This window comes from Streptomyces sp. NPDC037271 (genome assembly GCF_055603605.1).
On record NZ_JBVJVN010000001.1, the window covers coordinates 210,042 to 226,196 of the forward strand.

The window sequence follows — 16,155 nt, forward strand, 5'->3', positions numbered from 1 at the left end:
TTCACCCGCCCGAGTGACGACCTGCCTCGGGCGGGAGGGGTGGGGCTTGGTGGGGTTCTTTTCGCCGAGTTCTTGTTATTGGTAAGGCGCCGATGGCACCGCAACCTCAAAACGTGGGTCGCGGTGCCGTAAGGCTCAGTTCCGCCCAGACGGTCTTGCGCGGGAAGCGGCCCTCGGTTACTCCCCAGCGGTCCGCCAGCGCTTCCACGAGCAGCAGGCCACGGCCGGATTCGGCGTCGGGGGCGGGTGCTTGGGGGCGGGGGAGTTCCTGGCCTCGGGTGTCGGTGACCTCGATACGGAGGGTCTCGCCGACGACGTAGAGCGTGAGCCGGAAATCGCGGCCGGGGACGCGTCCGTGGTCCGCCGCGTTGTTGGCCAGTTCGGCGACGAGGAGGCGTGCCGGGTCCAGGGGCAGTTCCCAGGAGCGGAGCTGCTCCGTCGCGAGCAGTCGCGCGAGGCGGGCGCCGCGTGGCGTGGGGGAGAGCTGCACGCTGAAGTTGCGGACGGCGGTCGTGAGTTCGGCGGATTTCTGGTTCACGTCACTCAGCGTGGCGCCGTGTGCGTACCGTGAGAAGTGACTCAGTGAGTACACGCGATCACTGTCCGGTGGTTGTCCGAGGGTGTCGGTGCTGTCGGAGGCGCGGGGCGGCGGGGGCGGCGGAGGGGGCCGGCTCCGGTGGGCAACTTCATGGCCGGTCGTTGCCGGGCGCGCGGGGTCACGTGCCGCTGTCGCACGTCACGCGTCCCGGTGCGTTCCGTGCTTGGCAAGCGTGAACATTTCGGCGATTTTGTCCCTGGGGTGCTCGAATGAGCGCGCTGTGAACATTTTCGGGGAGTTGTTCACGGTTTTCTGGGGGTGGTTGAGGCGGCGGGTGGACGGCGCCTAAAAGCATGAATTGTGCGTTTTCTTCACCGAGAGGCAGTGTCGCGATCTAGCGTGAGTGGTGGCCCAGTCGGCTGCGTGGTGTGACTGTCCGGTGCTGTCCGGACGGTCGCAGTGGTTGGTACGGGTAGGGCGTCGCGGTACGGCGCGGGACGAGGAGGGGTGCGGCATGACGGCGGTGGACGGTGAGACGGTACGGCCCGTGGAGGCTGCGGGTGAGGTGGACGAGCCGGGGTGGGAGGTGGACCCGGACGACGAGTGGGGCGTCGCGGTCATCACCACGGTGGGACGGCAGTTGAAGCTGCGGCGCGAGGCCGTGGGCATGCGCGCCGGCGAGTTCGGGGCGGCGGTGGGGTACGGGGAGGACCTCGTCTACAAGGTCGAGGGCGGGAAGCGGATTCCCCGGCAGGAGTATCTGGACAGGGCCGACGAGGTGTTGGAGGCCGGTGGGCTCATCTCGGCGGCCTGGGAGGACGTGAAGAAGGTCCGGTATCCGAAGAGGGTTCGGGAGCTGGGGAAGCTGGAGGCGCAGGCGGTTGAGATCGCTTTGTACGAGTGCCACATCATCCCTGGGCTGCTGCAGACACGGGAGCATGCGCGTGCGGTGATTGGGGCCGCGCAACCGCCTTACTCGCCGGACGATGTGGAACGCATGGTGGCAGCTCGCCTGGCCCGGCAGACAGTGTTCGAACGCACGCCCGCTCCGGCCCTCAGCTTCGTCCTGGAAGAGGGGGTTCTGCGCCGTCCTATCGCGGGCACAATGGCTTGGCGTCAGCAGCTTGAACGTCTGCTGGAGGTGGGGCGCTTGCACAACGTCGTACTTCAGGTGATGCCGATGAACTGCGACACCCATTCCGGCCTGGACGGGCGGATCGAGCTGCTGAAGTTCCCGGACGGTACCGCGGTGGGGCGTTCGGACGGAGCGTTCGCTGGTCGGCCGACCGGCGAGCTCAAGCACCTGCGCATCCTTGAGCTGCGGTATGGCACCATCCGGGCTCAGGCCCTCTCGCCGGGGGAGTCGCTGGCCTTCATCGAGCAACTGCTGGGAGAAACATGATCCGCAAGACCAACGCCGGGGAAGCTTTCGAGCTGGCGTGGTTCAAGAGCAGCTACAGCGGTGGGAATGACGGCAACTCCTGCGTCGAACTGGCTCGCACCCCCCGCACCATCCACATCCGCGACTCCAAGCACACCGACGGCCCCCGCCTGACCCTCACCCCCGCCGCCTGGGCGGACTTCCTGCCGTACGCGTCGGAGAACTGACCGTCGGCTCGACGACCTCCTGCGTCCCCACCACCGCGAGCAGCTCCAGCAGCCCCGCGCTGTCCGTCCCCACGGCCGGTGTGAACCAGAGCAGCCGCTGCCGCCCGTCCTCGCTGAACAGGTTGAGGCAGTTGACCTCGACGAGGCCCAGCGTGGGGTGGAGGAGCCGTTTCCGGTCGCTCCGCCGGAACGCCACGTCGTGCTCGGCCCACAGCGCGGCGAACTCGGGGGAGACGTCGAGCAGCGTGCGGATCATCGTGCCGGTCTCCGCGTCCTTCGCATCCCGCCTCGCGGCGGCGGCCCGCAGGTCGGCGACGAAGGAGCGGGACTGACGCTCGTGGTCGGCCTCGGGGTACAGGCGCCGGGCGTCCGGCTCGGTGAACCAGCGGTGGACGAAGCTGGCCCGGGGTCCCCGGAAGCCGGACTGGTCGCCCAGTAGCGCCACCGCCAGCGGATTCTGTACGAGGGTGACGTGCAGGTCCGTGATGACCTGGGCCGGGGTCGAGGTCATCCGGCCGAGCAGGTCGAGCATGCCGGGGTGGACGTGCGAGGCGGCCCCGCCCTGTACGGGCACCGGGCGGTCGGCGAGCCGGTACAGGTAGTCCCGCTCGTCGGAGGTCAGCCGCAGCGCCCTCGCCAGTGCGGCGATCATCTGCTCGGACGGCTGAGATCCGGCGCCGCGCTCCAGCTCGTTGTAGTAGTCCACGGACGCCCCGGCGAGCAGGGCGACCTCCTCACGGCGCAGCCCCGGCACCCGGCGGCGCGGTCCGGCCGGGAGTCCGACGTCGGCCGGGCGGATGCGCTCGCGGCGCGAACGCAGGAACGCTCCCAGCTCGGCGTACTTCACAGCGCTCATGCCGTCCATTCTGCGTCCGGCCGGGGCGGCGACCCAGGGGATGACGTCCCCTGGTTGCGCGGGCCGGCCGCGCGCATCGTGGAGTCATGAGCACGCACACACATCAACGGCCTCCAGCACCGGAGGCAGACACCCGGCGGGTCGCCGTCGTCACGGGAGGATCGCGCGGGATCGGCCGGGCGGTCTCGCAGAGGCTCGCCGAGGACGGCCTGGCCGTCGTCGTCAACTACGCCCGCGACGCCTCGGCCGCCGACGAGACGGTGGAGGCGATCACCGGGGCCGGCGGACGGGCGGTCGCCGTACAGGCGGACGTGGCGGAGGAGAAGGAGGTCGCCGCGCTGTTCGACCGGGCGGAGGAGGAGTTCGGCGGCGTCGACGTGGTCGTCAACTCGGCCGGTCGGATGGCCCTTTCACCCATCGCCGACCTCGACCTGGCGGCGCTCGACGCCATGCACCGCACCAACATCCGCGGCACCTTCGTCGTCGCCCGGCAGGCGGCGCGGCGGGTGCGTGCGGGCGGCTCGTTCGTGGGGTTCTCGACCTCCGTGGTCGGCACGCAGTTCCCCGCCTACGGCGCGTATGCGGCGAGCAAGGGCGCCGTGGAGGCGATGACGCTGATCCTGGCGCGCGAGCTGCGCGGGCGGGACATCACCGTGAACACCGTCGCCCCCGGGCCCACGGCCACGGATCTGTTCCTCGAAGGCAAGACCCCCGAGCAGATCGAGCGGCTCGCCAAGACCCCGCCCCTGGAGCGGCTGGGCACGCCGGAGGACATCGCCGGTGTGGTCGCCTTCCTCGCCGGCCCGCAGGGGCGCTGGGTGAACGGCCAGATCCTGCGGGCCAACGGCGGCATGGTCTGACGCCCCGGCCGCCCACCAACCTTCGATCACCCTCTCCCAAGGAGTCAGCAATGCCATTCGCCCACTTCAAGGTCCCCGCGGGCACCGTCACCGCCGAGGACAAGCGGAAGATCGTCGAGCGCACCACCGACCTGTACGCGGAGATCTACGGTGAGCGGGCCCGTCCCACCACCGTCGTGCTGGTCGACGAGGTCGCCGACGGTGGCTGGGGTGTCGGCGGCAACGTCCTCACCGCCGCCATGCTCAACGGGGACGTTTGACCGCTTTCCGGGCCGCTCGGGTAACGTACGGGGGCGAACATCCATAACGGCCGGTATACGAAAGATCGGTCTCACATAGTGGTCACGCCCTGCGCAGGGTACTGGCCAGGATGTTTACATGCGCGTAACACTTAAGTGTCCCGCGCGCGGCAACGGCGCCGAGCGCCCATCACCGGACCGACCCGGACGACGGCCCGTACGGCCCCGTACATCCACGTACGCCCCTGTGCGTCCTGTGCCTGTGCACCCCGTACCCCCGGCCCCCCCGTCCCGGTCTCCGGTGCCCGCCGTGCCAGAAAGGCCCCCCGTGACGACGCGAAGCGAGACCAGGACCGCGCTCGACAACCTCCTCACCGAGATCGAACACCGCAACCCGGCCCAGCCCGAGTTCCACCAGGCCGCCCACGAGGTGCTGGAGACGCTCGCGCCGGTGCTCGAGGCCCGCCCCGAGTACGCCGAGCCGGGGCTCGTCGAGCGGCTGGTCGAGCCGGAGCGGCAGGTCATGTTCCGGGTGCCGTGGCAGGACGACCAGGGACGCGTCCACGTCAACCGGGGCTTCCGCGTCGAGTTCAACAGCGCGCTGGGCCCCTACAAGGGCGGCCTGCGCTTCCACCCCTCGGTCAACCTGGGCGTCATCAAGTTCCTGGGCTTCGAGCAGATCTTCAAGAACGCGCTGACCGGTCTCGGCATCGGCGGCGGCAAGGGCGGCAGCGACTTCGACCCGCACGGGCGGAGCGACGCGGAGGTCATGCGGTTCTGCCAGTCGTTCATGACGGAGCTGTACCGGCACATCGGTGAGCACACCGACGTCCCGGCCGGCGACATCGGCGTCGGCGGGCGCGAGATCGGCTACCTGTTCGGCCAGTACCGCCGGATCACCAACCGCTGGGAGGCCGGCGTCCTCACCGGCAAGGGCGCGGGCTGGGGCGGCTCACTGATCCGCCCGGAGGCCACCGGGTACGGCAACGTGCTCTTCGCGGCGGCGATGTTGCGCGAGCGCGGTGAGGACCTGGAGGGCCAGACGGCGGTCGTGTCCGGCTCCGGAAACGTCGCGATCTACACGATCGAGAAGCTGGCCGCCCTCGGCGCGAACGCCGTGACCTGCTCGGACTCCTCCGGGTACGTCGTCGACGAGAAGGGCATCGACCTCGACCTGCTGAAGCAGATCAAGGAGGTCGAGCGCGGCCGGGTCGACACGTACGCCGAGCGCCGCGGCGCCTCGGCCCGCTTCGTGCCCGGCGGAAACGTCTGGGACGTCCCGGCCGACATCGCCCTCCCGTCCGCCACGCAGAACGAACTGGACGAGAACGCCGCCGCCACCCTCGTCCGCAACGGCGTGAAGGCGGTCTCCGAGGGCGCGAACATGCCGGCCACGCCCGAGGCCGTCCACCTCTTCCAGCGCTCCGGCGTCGCCTTCGGCCCCGGCAAGGCGGCCAACGCGGGCGGTGTCGCGGTCAGCGCCCTGGAGATGGCGCAGAACCACGCCCGTACGTCCTGGACGGCGGCGCGGGTCGAGGAGGAGCTGACCCACATCATGAACGACATCCACACCACCTGCCACGAGACCGCCGAGCGCTACGGAGCCCCCGGCGACTACGTGACCGGCGCGAACATCGCGGGCTTCGAGCGCGTCGCCGACGCGATGCTGGCCCAGGGCGTCATCTGAACCCGAGGAGAACGCCCCACGAACACGGCGAGGAGGGGGTGCGGGGGTTTACCCGAACCCCTACCGCTCCCGTGGCCGCTGTTCTTGTCTGTTCGGATGGTGCGCGCAGCGGACAGTGAGACATCGGTGCCCGAGCGGGCGGAGGGGCGGTCGAAGCAACCGCTCCCGCCGCTCGCCGTGGTCCTGCCGGGCCAGGGACCGTCACCGGCCGGCGCCCGCGGGCGCCGGGCGGCCGCGCCGGGCGGGAAGCAGCCGGGCGGAAAGCACACCGGCGGTCGGCTGTACGTCATCGACGGCATCCGCCTGCTCGCCGCGCTGATGGTGGCCGCACACCACTACGCCGGCACCTGGCGCGCCGACCGCCCCGGCAACCTGATCTGGGACCGCCCGGTCTCCGAGATCATGCCCACGGTGTTCCGTGTCGCCTCGTACGGCTGGATCGGCGTCGAGATCTTCTTCGTGATCAGCGGCTTCGTGATCTGCATGTCGTGCTGGGGCCGTACGCCGCGCCAGTTCTTCGTCTCCCGCGTGATCCGGCTCTACCCGGCGTACTGGTTCGCGGTCGTGTTCACCACGGCCGTGCTGATCGCCGTGCCGGGCGTGTGGGAGCGCCTCCGCCTGCGCGAGGTCCTCCTCAACCTGACCATGCTCCAGTCCGGCTCCGCCGTACCGAACGTCGACGGCGTCTACTGGACCCTCTGGTCCGAACTCCGCTTCTACCTGCTGTTCCTGGTCGTCGTCGCCATGGGCCTGACGTACCGCAGGGTCGTCGTCTTCTGCTGCGTGTGGGGCGCGGTCGCCATGCTCGCCCCGATCGCCGACCTCCACCTGCTGGAACTGGTCGCCAACCCGGACGGCGCCTGGTACTTCATCGCCGGCCTCGCCCTCTACCTCATGCACCGCTTCGGCCAGGACCTGCTCCTGTGGGGCATCCTCGCCATGGCCTGGCTGATGGGGCAGATGGAACTCGGCAACCGGATCGAGGAGGTCGAGCGGGTCTCCGGCTGGCGGGGAAGCGTGGTCATCTTCACCGTCTTCCTGCTCTTCATGGTCGCCGTCGCGCTCGGCCACACGGACCGCATCCGCTGGAAGTGGCTGGTCACGGCGGGCGCCCTGACCTACCCGCTCTACCTGATCCACTACGCGGCCGGTACGGCCCTCATCGCCCGCCTCCGCGACACGATGGACGCCAGACTGCTCATCGCCCTGATCATCACGGGCTTCCTGCTCCTGAGCTACCTGATCCACCGCCTCGTGGAACGACCGGTGTCACGGCTGCTGAAGAAGGGGCTGGACACGTCGTTCGCGCGGATGCGCGACGCGGGCGGTCATCGGTGAGCCGAGGCGTCGCCGTGTGTACGCCTCGGTGACGTGGGGTACAGTCATCCACTTCGATTGGCCAGCCCCCTGCCCCGTATGGCAGACTAACGGGGTTGCTCGGTCGAGTGCCGATGCTGCGCGCCTCCCGCCGGGAGGACCGGAAGCGAGTCCCACAGTACTCGTCGTCCCATGCGTTACACCGAAAGGTGTAGGGGCGGACGTACGGGAATCTTCCGGGAAGTGTCAGCGGGGTGCAGACCAGGCACCCGGTGGGCCTCTCGCCCCCGCCCCGCGGTTCCGGAAGGGTCCGCGACTCCCACTGCAGGGAAGTCCCGAAAGGGACATCCGTTTCAGCGAGAGCGCGACACGCCCGACCGCGTGGGTCGGAGGGGGAGCGGAAGAAAAGGGACCACCGGGTCCAGAGCGTTTCGAGAGACAGGACTACTGAGTAGCCATGGCGGGACAGAAGATCCGCATCCGGCTCAAGGCCTACGACCACGAGGTCATCGACTCTTCGGCGAAGAAGATCGTCGAGACGGTGACTCGCACTGGTGCGTCGGTCGCGGGCCCGGTGCCGCTGCCCACTGAGAAGAACGTGTACTGCGTCATCAAGTCGCCGCACAAGTACAAGGACTCGCGCGAGCACTTCGAGATGCGCACGCACAAGCGCCTGATCGACATCCTCGACCCGACCCCCAAGACCGTTGACTCTCTGATGCGACTCGACCTCCCGGCCGGTGTCGACATCGAGATCAAGCTCTGAAGGCCGGTGATCTGAAGATGACCAAGCAGATCAAGGGCATCCTGGGCGAGAAGCTCGGCATGACGCAGGTGTGGGACGAGAACAACCGCGTTGTTCCCGTCACCGTCGTCAAGGCCGGCCCCAACGTCGTCACCCAGGTCCGTACGAACGACGTCGACGGCTACGAGTCGGTCCAGATCGCCTTCGGCGAGATCGACCCGCGCAAGGTGAACAAGCCCCTCAAGGGCCACTTCGCCAAGGCCGACGTCACCCCCCGCCGTCACCTCGTCGAGATCCGTACCGCTGGTGCCAGCGAGTACACCCTCGGCCAGGAGATCACCGCTGAGGCCTTCGAGTCCGGCGTGAAGGTCGACGTCACCGCGAAGAGCAAGGGCAAGGGCTTCGCCGGCGTCATGAAGCGCCACAACTTCAAGGGTGGCAAGGCGTCACACGGTGCCCACCGTGTGCACCGCATGCCCGGATCCATCGGTGGCTGTGCCACCCCCGGCCGTGTCTTCAAGGGCATGCGCATGGCGGGTCGCATGGGCAACGAGCGGGTCACCACCCAGAACCTGACCGTTCACGCCGTTGACGCGGAGAAGGGCCTGCTCCTCATCAAGGGCGCGGTTCCTGGTCCGAACGGCGGCCTCGTCCTGGTCCGCACTGCGGCCAAGGGGGCCTGAGGTAACCGATGAGCACTGTTGACATCCTTTCGCCTGCAGGCGAGAAGACCGGAAGCGTCGAGCTCCCCGCGGAGATCTTCGGCGTGGAGAAGATCAGCATCCCGCTGATCCACCAGGTCGTCGTCGCGCAGAACGCCGCTGCCCGCCAGGGCACGCACAAGACCAAGCGTCGCGGCGAGGTCCGTGGTGGCGGCAAGAAGCCGTACCGCCAGAAGGGCACCGGCCGCGCCCGCCAGGGTTCGACCCGTGCGCCGCAGTTCGCCGGCGGTGGCGTCGTCCACGGCCCGCAGCCGCGTGACTACTCGCAGCGGACCCCGAAGAAGATGAAGGCCGCGGCCCTGCGCCACGCCCTCACCGACCGGGCCCGCCACAACCGCATCCACGTCGTCACCGGCGTCATCGAGGGCGAGAACCCGTCCACGAAGGCCGCCCGGACGCTGTTCGGCAAGATCTCGGAGCGCAAGAACCTGCTCCTGGTCGTCGACCGCGCCGACGAGGCCGCGTGGCTGTCCGCCCGCAACCTGCCCCAGATCCACATCCTGGAGCCGGGCCAGCTGAACACGTACGACGTTCTCGTCTCGGACGACGTGGTCTTCACCCAGGCCGCTTTCGAGTCCTTCGTGTCTGGCCCCAACAAGGCCGTTGACACCGAAGGGAGCGAAGCCTGATGGCTACGCGTCACCCGAGTATCGCCTCCAAGGCGGCCAAGGCCGCCAAGGCCGCGCGCGTCGCCAAGGCACGCCGCCACGAGGCCGAGGGCAAGAACACCGTCGTCACCCCGGCGAGCAAGGCGTTCACGGACCCCCGTGACGTGCTGCTGAAGCCGGTCGTGTCCGAGAAGAGCTACGCGCTCCTCGACGAGAACAAGTACACGTTCATCGTCGCGCCGGGCTCCAACAAGACCGAGATCAAGGAGGCCGTCCAGGCGGTCTTCTCGGTCAAGGTCACCGGGGTCAACACGATCAACCGCCAGGGCAAGCGCAAGCGGACCCGCACGGGCTTCGGCAAGCGTGCCGACAGCAAGCGCGCGATCGTGACCCTTGCCGAGGGCGACCGTATCGACATCTTCGGCGGTCCGACCTCCTGACGGAGGTCCGGATCGTCCGAATATCGGACGAGGACTGAGAAATGGGAATCCGCAAGTACAAGCCGACGACGCCGGGCCGCCGTGGCTCCTCCGTCGCCGACTTCGTCGAGGTCACGCGGTCCACGCCGGAGAAGTCGCTGGTCCGCCCGCTGCACAGCAAGGGCGGCCGTAACAACGCCGGTCGTGTGACCGTTCGCCACCAGGGTGGCGGACACAAGCGCGCCTACCGTGTCATCGACTTCCGTCGCCACGACAAGGACGGCGTGCCGGCGAAGGTCGCGCACATCGAGTACGACCCCAACCGCACCGCGCGCATCGCGCTGCTGCACTACGCCGACGGCGAGAAGCGCTACATCCTCGCCCCGCGCAACCTGCAGCAGGGTGACCGCGTCGAGAACGGTCCCGGGGCCGACATCAAGCCGGGCAACAACCTGGCCCTCCGCAACATCCCGGTCGGTACCACGATCCACGCGATCGAGCTCCGTCCCGGTGGCGGTGCCAAGTTCGCCCGCTCCGCCGGTGCCTCCGTGCAGCTGCTCGCGAAGGAGGGCTCGATGGCCCACCTGCGCATGCCGTCCGGAGAGATCCGCCTGGTCGACGTGCGCTGCCGCGCCACCGTCGGCGAGGTCGGCAACGCCGAGCAGTCGAACATCAACTGGGGCAAGGCGGGCCGCAAGCGGTGGCTGGGCGTTCGCCCGACCGTCCGTGGTGTGGTCATGAACCCGGTGGACCACCCGCACGGTGGTGGTGAGGGCCGGACCTCCGGTGGCCGTCACCCCGTGTCCCCGTGGGGCAAGAAGGAAGGCCGTACTCGTTCGCCCAAGAAGGCGTCGAACAAGTACATCGTCCGCCGCCGCAAGACGAACAAGAAGCGCTAAGGACGGGTTGAGATGCCTCGTAGCTTGAAGAAGGGACCCTTCGTCGACGACCACCTGATCAAGAAGGTGGACACGCAGAACGAAGCCGGTTCCAAGAACGTCATCAAGACCTGGTCCCGTCGCTCGATGATCGTCCCGGCGATGCTCGGCCACACGATCGCGGTGCACAACGGCAAGACCCACATCCCGGTGTTTGTCACCGAGTCCATGGTCGGCCACAAGCTCGGCGAGTTCTCGCCGACGCGCACCTTCCGGGGTCACGTCAAGGACGACCGGAAGTCGAAGCGCCGCTAGTCAGCGGGGTGTGAAAGACCATGACAAACACTGAAGGGACAACCATGGAAGCCAGGGCCCAGGCGCGGTACATCCGCGTCACGCCCATGAAGGCCCGCCGCGTGGTGGACCTCATCCGTGGCATGGATGCCACGGAGGCTCAGGCGGTCCTGCGTTTCGCCCCGCAGGCCGCGAGCGTGCCGGTCGGCAAGGTGCTGGACAGCGCCATTGCCAACGCCGCGCACAACTACGACCACACCGACGCCGACAGCCTCTTCATTTCCGAGGCCTACGTCGACGAGGGCCCGACCCTGAAGCGGTTCCGTCCGCGCGCCCAGGGCCGCGCCTACCGGATCCGCAAGCGGACCAGCCACATCACCGTGGTCGTCAGCAGCAAGGAAGGAACCCGGTAATGGGCCAGAAGGTAAACCCGCACGGGTTCCGGCTCGGTGTCACGACCGACTTCAAGTCGCGTTGGTACGCCGACAAGCTGTACAAGGACTACGTCAAGGAAGACGTCGCCATCCGTCGGATGATGACGTCCGGCATGGAGCGCGCCGGCATCTCGAAGGTGGAGATCGAGCGCACCCGTGACCGCGTGCGTGTGGACATCCACACCGCTCGTCCCGGCATCGTCATCGGCCGCCGCGGCGCCGAGGCCGACCGCATCCGCGGTGACCTGGAGAAGCTGACCGGCAAGCAGGTCCAGCTGAACATCCTCGAGGTCAAGAGCCCGGAGACGGACGCTCAGCTGGTGGCCCAGGCCGTCGCCGAGCAGCTCTCCTCCCGCGTCTCCTTCCGTCGTGCCATGCGCAAGAGCATGCAGGGCACGATGAAGGCCGGCGCCAAGGGCATCAAGATCCAGTGCGGTGGCCGCCTCGGTGGCGCCGAGATGTCCCGCTCGGAGTTCTACCGCGAGGGCCGTGTGCCCCTGCACACGCTCCGCGCGAACGTGGACTACGGCTTCTTCGAGGCCAAGACGACCTTCGGCCGCATCGGCGTGAAGGTCTGGATCTACAAGGGCGACGTCAAGAACATCGCCGAGGTCCGCGCCGAGAACGCCGCTGCCCGCGCCGGCAACCGCCCGGCCCGTGGTGGCAACGACCGCCCGGCCCGTGGTGGCCGCGGTGGCGAGCGTGGCGGTCGCGGTCGCAAGCCGCAGCAGCAGTCCGTGCCGGCTGCCGAGGCCCCCAAGGCCGACGCTCCCGCCGCCGCTGCCGCTCCGGCTGAGAGCACCGGAACGGAGGCCTGACCGACATGCTGATCCCCCGTAGGGTCAAGCACCGCAAGCAGCACCACCCGAAGCGCCGCGGTATGGCCAAGGGCGGTACGCAGGTTGCGTTCGGCGAGTACGGCATCCAGGCCCTCACGCCGGCGTACGTGACCAACCGCCAGATCGAGGCGGCCCGTATCGCGATGACCCGCCACATCAAGCGTGGCGGCAAGGTCTGGATCAACATCTACCCGGACCGCCCGCTCACGAAGAAGCCCGCCGAGACCCGCATGGGTTCCGGTAAGGGTTCGCCGGAGTGGTGGATCGCGAACGTGCACCCGGGCCGGGTCATGTTCGAGCTGTCCTACCCCAACGAGAAGATCGCCCGTGAGGCGCTGACTCGTGCGGCCCACAAGCTGCCGATGAAGTGCCGGATCGTCAAGCGCGAGGCAGGTGAAGCGTGATGTCGGCCGGTACCAAGGCGTCCGAGCTGCGCGAACTGGGTGACGAGGAGCTTCTCGCGAAGCTCCGCGAAGCCAAGGAAGAGCTGTTCAACCTCCGCTTCCAGGCGGCGACGGGTCAGCTCGAGAACCACGGTCGGCTCAAGGCCGTCCGCAAGGACATCGCGCGGATCTACACCCTGATGCGTGAGCGCGAGCTGGGCATCGAGACGGTGGAGAGCGCCTGATGAGCGAGAACAACGTGACTGAAGAGACGAAGGCCGGCCGCGGCTTCCGCAAGACCCGCCAGGGTCTGGTCGTCAGCGACAAGATGGACAAGACCGTCGTCGTCGCCGTCGAGGACCGCGTGACCCACGCGCTGTACGGCAAGGTCATCCGCCGTACCAACAAGCTCAAGGCTCACGACGAGCAGAACGCCGCAGGTGTCGGCGACCGCGTCCTCCTCATGGAGACCCGGCCGCTGTCCGCGACGAAGCGCTGGCGCGTCGTCGAGGTCCTCGAGAAGGCCAAGTAGGTAATTCCCGCAAGGGAATTCCAGCAAATCCGCCTGCGGGGCAAACCCACGCAGGTCAGTTCCGCCAGGCTCGGCAGGGGCCCCACCTCGTTGACGAGGCGGCCCCTGCCGGGAACCGGCAGACAATCAGGAGATAGACGTGATCCAGCAGGAGTCGCGACTGCGCGTCGCCGACAACACGGGTGCGAAGGAAATTCTCACCATCCGTGTGCTCGGTGGCTCCGGTCGCCGCTACGCGGGTATCGGTGACGTCATCGTCGCCACCGTCAAGGACGCGATCCCCGGTGGCAACGTGAAGAAGGGTGACGTCGTCAAGGCGGTCATCGTTCGCACCGTCAAGGAGCGCCGCCGTCCGGACGGCTCGTACATCCGCTTCGACGAGAACGCCGCCGTCATTCTGAAGAACGACGGCGACCCTCGCGGCACCCGTATCTTCGGCCCGGTGGGCCGTGAGCTGCGCGAGAAGAAGTTCATGAAGATCATCTCCCTCGCGCCGGAGGTGCTGTGAGCATGAAGATCAAGAAGGGCGACCTGGTTCAGGTCATCACCGGTAAGGACAAGGGCAAGCAGGGCAAGGTCATCGCGGCCTTCCCCCGCGAGGACCGCGTCCTGGTCGAGGGTGTCAACCGGGTCAAGAAGCACACCAAGGCCGGGCCGACCGCTCGCGGTTCGCAGGCCGGCGGCATCGTGACCACCGAGGCCCCGATCCACGTCTCCAACGTCCAGCTGGTCGTGGAGAAGGACGGCAACAAGGTCGTCACGCGCGTCGGTTACCGCTTCGACGACGAGGGCAACAAGGTTCGCGTTGCCAAGCGGACGGGTGAGGACATCTGATGGCTACCACCACCACTCCGCGTCTGAAGACGAAGTACCGCGAGGAGATCGCGGGCAAGCTGCGTGAGGAGTTCTCCTACGAGAACGTCATGCAGATCCCCGGCCTCGTGAAGATCGTGGTCAACATGGGTGTGGGCGACGCCGCCCGCGACTCCAAGCTGATCGACGGCGCGATTCGCGACCTCACCACGATCACCGGTCAGAAGCCGGCCGTCACCAAGGCCCGCAAGTCCATCGCGCAGTTCAAGCTGCGCGAGGGCCAGCCGATCGGTGCCCACGTCACGCTCCGTGGCGACCGCATGTGGGAGTTCCTGGACCGCACCCTGTCGCTCGCGCTGCCGCGCATCCGCGACTTCCGTGGTCTGTCCCCCAAGCAGTTCGACGGCCGTGGCAACTACACCTTCGGTCTCACGGAGCAGGTCATGTTCCACGAGATCGACCAGGACAAGATCGACCGCACCCGGGGTATGGACATCACCGTGGTGACCACGGCGACCAATGACGCTGAGGGCCGCGCGCTCCTTCGTCACCTCGGCTTCCCCTTCAAGGAGGCGTGAGCGAGATGGCGAAGAAGGCTCTGATCGCTAAGGCTGCTCGCAAGCCCAAGTTCGGTGTGCGTGGCTACACCCGCTGCCAGCGCTGTGGCCGCCCGCACTCCGTGTACCGCAAGTTCGGCCTGTGCCGCGTGTGCCTTCGTGAGATGGCTCACCGTGGCGAGCTGCCGGGCGTGACCAAGAGCTCCTGGTAATCCGGTAATCCCGGGTTATTCAGACTCTCGGTAAGCATCTGGGTCGGCAGGGCCCGCCTCCACATGCCTTAGGCTTGTGGGGTTGGGCGTCTGCCGCCCCTACGCCCGCAGGCTGTGCCTGCACATATTTGCTTACTACGCCGTAGGTCCACCGCGCCGCACCCGTCCCGTCTCGGATCGGGGAGAGGGATGGCGCACCAGGAAACCCCGGCGAGAGAGGCCGAAGGCCAATTCATGACCATGACTGATCCGATCGCAGACATGCTTACGCGTCTGCGGAACGCGAACTCGGCGTACCACGACTCCGTGACGATGCCGGCGTCCAAGATCAAGTCTCACATCGCGGAGATCCTCCAGCAGGAGGGCTTCATCACGGGCTGGAAGACCGAGGACGCCGAGGTCGGCAAGAACCTCGTCCTCGAGCTGAAGTTCGGCCCGAACCGTGAGCGCTCCATCGCGGGCATCAAGCGGATCTCCAAGCCCGGTCTCCGGGTGTACGCGAAGTCCACCAACCTGCCCAAGGTGCTGGGTGGCCTCGGCGTGGCGATCATCTCCACGTCGCACGGGCTCCTCACCGACAAGCAGGCCGGCAAGAAGGGCGTAGGCGGAGAAGTCCTCGCCTACGTCTGGTAACGGAAGGGAACGGAGGAAACAGCTATGTCGCGCATCGGCAAGCTCCCCATCGCGGTTCCCGCCGGCGTGGACGTCACCATCGACGGCCGTACGGTCTCGGTCAAGGGCCCGAAGGGCTCGCTGACTCACACCGTCGTGGCGCCGATCGACATCGCCAAGGGTGAGGACGGCGTTCTGAACGTCACCCGCCCCAACGACGAGCGTCAGAGCAAGGCCCTGCACGGCCTGTCCCGCACGCTGGTGGCGAACATGATCACCGGCGTGACCCAGGGTTACGTGAAGAAGCTCGAGATCAGCGGTGTCGGTTACCGCGTGATCGCCAAGGGTTCGAACCTGGAGTTCTCCCTCGGCTACAGCCACCCGATCCTGGTCGAGGCCCCCGAGGGCATCACCTTCAAGGTGGAGAACCCGACTCGTTTCTCGGTCGAGGGCATCGACAAGCAGAAGGTCGGCGAGGTTGCGGCCAACATCCGCAAGCTGCGCAAGCCCGACCCGTACAAGGCCAAGGGCGTCAAGTACGAGGGCGAAGTCATCCGACGCAAGGTCGGAAAGGCGGGTAAGTAAGCCATGGCATACGGACAGAAGATCCTCAAGGGCGACGCCTACAAGCGCGCCGCGATCAAGCGCCGTCACATCCGGATCCGCAAGCGGATCGCCGGTACGGCGGAGCGTCCTCGTCTGGTCGTTACCCGCTCGAACCGCCACATCGTGGCCCAGGTGATCGACGACCTCAAGGGTCACACCCTTGCGTCGGCGTCCACCCTGGACACCTCGATCCGTGGTGGCGAGGCGGACAAGTCCGCGCAGGCCAAGCAGGTCGGCGCACTCGTCGCCGAGCGTGCCAAGGCCGCGGGTGTCGAGACCGTGGTCTTCGACCGCGGTGGCAACCAGTACGCCGGGCGCATCGCCGCCCTGGCGGACGCCGCCCGCGAAGCCGGTCTGAAGTTCTGACCCGGTTCCGTATCGCTAGCGGAAACAGAG

At 67.9% G+C, this 16,155-nt stretch carries 26 protein-coding genes; 24 read left to right on the forward strand and 2 right to left on the reverse strand.

All coding sequences use genetic code 11. The features are described 5' to 3' along the window. Positions 1-106: 106 nt before the first annotated feature. Complete coding sequence (locus ACZ7G3_RS01015) at positions 107-538, reverse strand: ATP-binding protein (protein ID WP_470922725.1); 432 nt, start codon at positions 536-538, stop codon at positions 107-109. 514 nt (positions 539-1,052) lie between these two features. On the opposite strand from ACZ7G3_RS01015, the gene ACZ7G3_RS01020 reads away from it, so the two are divergent. Together ACZ7G3_RS01020 and ACZ7G3_RS01025 are read left to right on the forward strand one after the other, a co-directional pair. Continuing rightward, the gene (locus tag ACZ7G3_RS01020) at positions 1,053-1,940 is read left to right on the forward strand and encodes a helix-turn-helix domain-containing protein (protein WP_470922726.1); all 888 of its coding nucleotides are present in this window, start codon (positions 1,053-1,055) and stop codon (positions 1,938-1,940) included. Beyond that, positions 1,937-2,146: a DUF397 domain-containing protein gene (locus tag ACZ7G3_RS01025; RefSeq protein ID WP_470922727.1), complete on the forward strand. Its 210-nt coding sequence runs from the start codon at positions 1,937-1,939 to the stop codon at positions 2,144-2,146. Before ACZ7G3_RS01020 ends, ACZ7G3_RS01025 begins: the two co-directional genes overlap by 4 nt. Here the strand turns inward: ACZ7G3_RS01025 and ACZ7G3_RS01030 are convergent. Further along, positions 2,097-3,011 carry a helix-turn-helix transcriptional regulator gene (locus tag ACZ7G3_RS01030; protein WP_426558177.1) on the reverse strand — a complete coding sequence of 305 codons (915 nt, stop codon included), beginning with the start codon at positions 3,009-3,011 and terminating at the stop codon, positions 2,097-2,099. The genes ACZ7G3_RS01025 and ACZ7G3_RS01030 overlap by 50 nt on opposite strands. Positions 3,012-3,088: 77 nt before the next feature. On the opposite strand from ACZ7G3_RS01030, the gene ACZ7G3_RS01035 reads away from it, so the two are divergent. The 22 genes from ACZ7G3_RS01035 to rplR all read left to right on the forward strand — a co-directional run bounded on the left by ACZ7G3_RS01035 (position 3,089) and on the right by rplR (position 16,125). After that, entirely contained in the window at positions 3,089-3,862 is a 774-nt protein-coding gene (locus ACZ7G3_RS01035; RefSeq protein WP_470922728.1) for an SDR family oxidoreductase, read from the forward strand. 50 nt (positions 3,863-3,912) lie between these two features. Further along, positions 3,913-4,122: a 4-oxalocrotonate tautomerase family protein gene (locus tag ACZ7G3_RS01040; protein ID WP_426523603.1), complete on the forward strand. Its 210-nt coding sequence runs from the start codon at positions 3,913-3,915 to the stop codon at positions 4,120-4,122. Positions 4,123-4,429: 307 nt separating this feature from the next. Next, complete coding sequence (gene gdhA, locus ACZ7G3_RS01045) at positions 4,430-5,788, forward strand: NADP-specific glutamate dehydrogenase (RefSeq protein WP_470922729.1); 1,359 nt, start codon at positions 4,430-4,432, stop codon at positions 5,786-5,788. A gap of 96 nt (positions 5,789-5,884) precedes the next feature. Continuing rightward, positions 5,885-7,126 carry an acyltransferase family protein gene (locus tag ACZ7G3_RS01050; RefSeq protein ID WP_470922730.1) on the forward strand — a complete coding sequence of 414 codons (1,242 nt, stop codon included), beginning with the start codon at positions 5,885-5,887 and terminating at the stop codon, positions 7,124-7,126. A gap of 436 nt (positions 7,127-7,562) precedes the next feature. Further along, positions 7,563-7,871, forward strand: coding sequence for a 30S ribosomal protein S10 (rpsJ, locus tag ACZ7G3_RS01055; protein ID WP_003948644.1), 309 nt, complete (start codon positions 7,563-7,565; stop codon positions 7,869-7,871). Positions 7,872-7,888: 17 nt separating this feature from the next. Then, positions 7,889-8,533: a 50S ribosomal protein L3 gene (gene rplC, locus ACZ7G3_RS01060; protein WP_104634712.1), complete on the forward strand. Its 645-nt coding sequence runs from the start codon at positions 7,889-7,891 to the stop codon at positions 8,531-8,533. A gap of 8 nt (positions 8,534-8,541) precedes the next feature. Continuing rightward, entirely contained in the window at positions 8,542-9,201 is a 660-nt protein-coding gene (rplD, locus tag ACZ7G3_RS01065; protein ID WP_003974266.1) for a 50S ribosomal protein L4, read from the forward strand. Next, the gene (gene rplW, locus ACZ7G3_RS01070; protein ID WP_426523607.1) at positions 9,201-9,620 is read left to right on the forward strand and encodes a 50S ribosomal protein L23; all 420 of its coding nucleotides are present in this window, start codon (positions 9,201-9,203) and stop codon (positions 9,618-9,620) included. The genes rplD and rplW overlap by 1 nt, the downstream gene beginning before the upstream one ends. A gap of 41 nt (positions 9,621-9,661) precedes the next feature. After that, positions 9,662-10,498: a 50S ribosomal protein L2 gene (gene rplB, locus ACZ7G3_RS01075; RefSeq protein ID WP_217143312.1), complete on the forward strand. Its 837-nt coding sequence runs from the start codon at positions 9,662-9,664 to the stop codon at positions 10,496-10,498. A 12-nt stretch (positions 10,499-10,510) separates the two neighbouring features. Further along, the gene (gene rpsS, locus ACZ7G3_RS01080; protein WP_055418366.1) at positions 10,511-10,792 is read left to right on the forward strand and encodes a 30S ribosomal protein S19; all 282 of its coding nucleotides are present in this window, start codon (positions 10,511-10,513) and stop codon (positions 10,790-10,792) included. 44 nt (positions 10,793-10,836) lie between these two features. Then, positions 10,837-11,184, forward strand: a complete 348-nt coding sequence (gene rplV, locus ACZ7G3_RS01085) for a 50S ribosomal protein L22 (RefSeq protein ID WP_003974262.1) — start codon at positions 10,837-10,839, stop codon at positions 11,182-11,184. Beyond that, the gene (gene rpsC, locus ACZ7G3_RS01090; protein WP_470922731.1) at positions 11,184-12,023 is read left to right on the forward strand and encodes a 30S ribosomal protein S3; all 840 of its coding nucleotides are present in this window, start codon (positions 11,184-11,186) and stop codon (positions 12,021-12,023) included. The genes rplV and rpsC overlap by 1 nt, the downstream gene beginning before the upstream one ends. A 5-nt stretch (positions 12,024-12,028) precedes the next feature. Then, complete coding sequence (gene rplP / locus ACZ7G3_RS01095; protein ID WP_003974260.1) at positions 12,029-12,448, forward strand: 50S ribosomal protein L16; 420 nt, start codon at positions 12,029-12,031, stop codon at positions 12,446-12,448. Then, a complete protein-coding gene (gene rpmC, locus ACZ7G3_RS01100) occupies positions 12,448-12,672 on the forward strand; it encodes a 50S ribosomal protein L29 (protein ID WP_003998824.1) in 225 nt (74 codons plus the stop codon). Before rplP ends, rpmC begins: the two co-directional genes overlap by 1 nt. Then, the gene (rpsQ, locus tag ACZ7G3_RS01105) at positions 12,672-12,959 is read left to right on the forward strand and encodes a 30S ribosomal protein S17 (protein WP_210974119.1); all 288 of its coding nucleotides are present in this window, start codon (positions 12,672-12,674) and stop codon (positions 12,957-12,959) included. The genes rpmC and rpsQ overlap by 1 nt, the downstream gene beginning before the upstream one ends. Positions 12,960-13,098: 139 nt before the next feature. Next, positions 13,099-13,467 carry a 50S ribosomal protein L14 gene (rplN, locus tag ACZ7G3_RS01110; RefSeq protein ID WP_003974257.1) on the forward strand — a complete coding sequence of 123 codons (369 nt, stop codon included), beginning with the start codon at positions 13,099-13,101 and terminating at the stop codon, positions 13,465-13,467. A gap of 2 nt (positions 13,468-13,469) precedes the next feature. Then, positions 13,470-13,793: a 50S ribosomal protein L24 gene (gene rplX, locus ACZ7G3_RS01115; RefSeq protein ID WP_003974256.1), complete on the forward strand. Its 324-nt coding sequence runs from the start codon at positions 13,470-13,472 to the stop codon at positions 13,791-13,793. After that, positions 13,793-14,350 carry a 50S ribosomal protein L5 gene (rplE, locus tag ACZ7G3_RS01120; protein ID WP_030619154.1) on the forward strand — a complete coding sequence of 186 codons (558 nt, stop codon included), beginning with the start codon at positions 13,793-13,795 and terminating at the stop codon, positions 14,348-14,350. The genes rplX and rplE overlap by 1 nt, the downstream gene beginning before the upstream one ends. A gap of 5 nt (positions 14,351-14,355) precedes the next feature. Continuing rightward, positions 14,356-14,541, forward strand: a complete 186-nt coding sequence (locus ACZ7G3_RS01125) for a type Z 30S ribosomal protein S14 (protein WP_003948630.1) — start codon at positions 14,356-14,358, stop codon at positions 14,539-14,541. 234 nt (positions 14,542-14,775) lie between these two features. Further along, positions 14,776-15,174, forward strand: coding sequence for a 30S ribosomal protein S8 (gene rpsH / locus ACZ7G3_RS01130; RefSeq protein ID WP_026248232.1), 399 nt, complete (start codon positions 14,776-14,778; stop codon positions 15,172-15,174). A 24-nt stretch (positions 15,175-15,198) separates the two neighbouring features. Next, positions 15,199-15,738, forward strand: a complete 540-nt coding sequence (gene rplF, locus ACZ7G3_RS01135; protein WP_426523609.1) for a 50S ribosomal protein L6 — start codon at positions 15,199-15,201, stop codon at positions 15,736-15,738. A 3-nt stretch (positions 15,739-15,741) separates the two neighbouring features. Next, complete coding sequence (gene rplR, locus ACZ7G3_RS01140) at positions 15,742-16,125, forward strand: 50S ribosomal protein L18 (RefSeq protein ID WP_426597235.1); 384 nt, start codon at positions 15,742-15,744, stop codon at positions 16,123-16,125. Positions 16,126-16,155: the final 30 nt, after the last annotated feature.

Excerpts from the sequence above, each read along its gene's own strand:
- ACZ7G3_RS01020 (WP_470922726.1), top strand. The coding sequence starts at position 1,053 with ATGACGGCGGTGGACGGTGAGACGGTACGGCCCGTGGAGGCTGCGGGT.
- ACZ7G3_RS01025 (WP_470922727.1), top strand. The coding sequence starts at position 1,937 with ATGATCCGCAAGACCAACGCCGGGGAAGCTTTCGAGCTGGCGTGGTTC.
- ACZ7G3_RS01030 (WP_426558177.1), bottom strand. The coding sequence starts at position 3,011 with ATGGACGGCATGAGCGCTGTGAAGTACGCCGAGCTGGGAGCGTTCCTG.
- ACZ7G3_RS01035 (WP_470922728.1), top strand. The coding sequence starts at position 3,089 with ATGAGCACGCACACACATCAACGGCCTCCAGCACCGGAGGCAGACACC.
- ACZ7G3_RS01040 (WP_426523603.1), top strand. The coding sequence starts at position 3,913 with ATGCCATTCGCCCACTTCAAGGTCCCCGCGGGCACCGTCACCGCCGAG.
- ACZ7G3_RS01050 (WP_470922730.1), top strand. The coding sequence starts at position 5,885 with ATGGTGCGCGCAGCGGACAGTGAGACATCGGTGCCCGAGCGGGCGGAG.
- rpsJ (WP_003948644.1), top strand. The coding sequence starts at position 7,563 with ATGGCGGGACAGAAGATCCGCATCCGGCTCAAGGCCTACGACCACGAG.
- rplC (WP_104634712.1), top strand. The coding sequence starts at position 7,889 with ATGACCAAGCAGATCAAGGGCATCCTGGGCGAGAAGCTCGGCATGACG.
- rplD (WP_003974266.1), top strand. The coding sequence starts at position 8,542 with ATGAGCACTGTTGACATCCTTTCGCCTGCAGGCGAGAAGACCGGAAGC.
- rplW (WP_426523607.1), top strand. The coding sequence starts at position 9,201 with ATGGCTACGCGTCACCCGAGTATCGCCTCCAAGGCGGCCAAGGCCGCC.
- rplB (WP_217143312.1), top strand. The coding sequence starts at position 9,662 with ATGGGAATCCGCAAGTACAAGCCGACGACGCCGGGCCGCCGTGGCTCC.
- rpsS (WP_055418366.1), top strand. The coding sequence starts at position 10,511 with ATGCCTCGTAGCTTGAAGAAGGGACCCTTCGTCGACGACCACCTGATC.
- rplV (WP_003974262.1), top strand. The coding sequence starts at position 10,837 with ATGGAAGCCAGGGCCCAGGCGCGGTACATCCGCGTCACGCCCATGAAG.
- rpsC (WP_470922731.1), top strand. The coding sequence starts at position 11,184 with ATGGGCCAGAAGGTAAACCCGCACGGGTTCCGGCTCGGTGTCACGACC.
- rplP (WP_003974260.1), top strand. The coding sequence starts at position 12,029 with ATGCTGATCCCCCGTAGGGTCAAGCACCGCAAGCAGCACCACCCGAAG.
- rpmC (WP_003998824.1), top strand. The coding sequence starts at position 12,448 with ATGTCGGCCGGTACCAAGGCGTCCGAGCTGCGCGAACTGGGTGACGAG.
- rpsQ (WP_210974119.1), top strand. The coding sequence starts at position 12,672 with ATGAGCGAGAACAACGTGACTGAAGAGACGAAGGCCGGCCGCGGCTTC.
- rplX (WP_003974256.1), top strand. The coding sequence starts at position 13,470 with ATGAAGATCAAGAAGGGCGACCTGGTTCAGGTCATCACCGGTAAGGAC.
- rplE (WP_030619154.1), top strand. The coding sequence starts at position 13,793 with ATGGCTACCACCACCACTCCGCGTCTGAAGACGAAGTACCGCGAGGAG.
- ACZ7G3_RS01125 (WP_003948630.1), top strand. The coding sequence starts at position 14,356 with ATGGCGAAGAAGGCTCTGATCGCTAAGGCTGCTCGCAAGCCCAAGTTC.
- rpsH (WP_026248232.1), top strand. The coding sequence starts at position 14,776 with ATGACCATGACTGATCCGATCGCAGACATGCTTACGCGTCTGCGGAAC.
- rplF (WP_426523609.1), top strand. The coding sequence starts at position 15,199 with ATGTCGCGCATCGGCAAGCTCCCCATCGCGGTTCCCGCCGGCGTGGAC.
- rplR (WP_426597235.1), top strand. The coding sequence starts at position 15,742 with ATGGCATACGGACAGAAGATCCTCAAGGGCGACGCCTACAAGCGCGCC.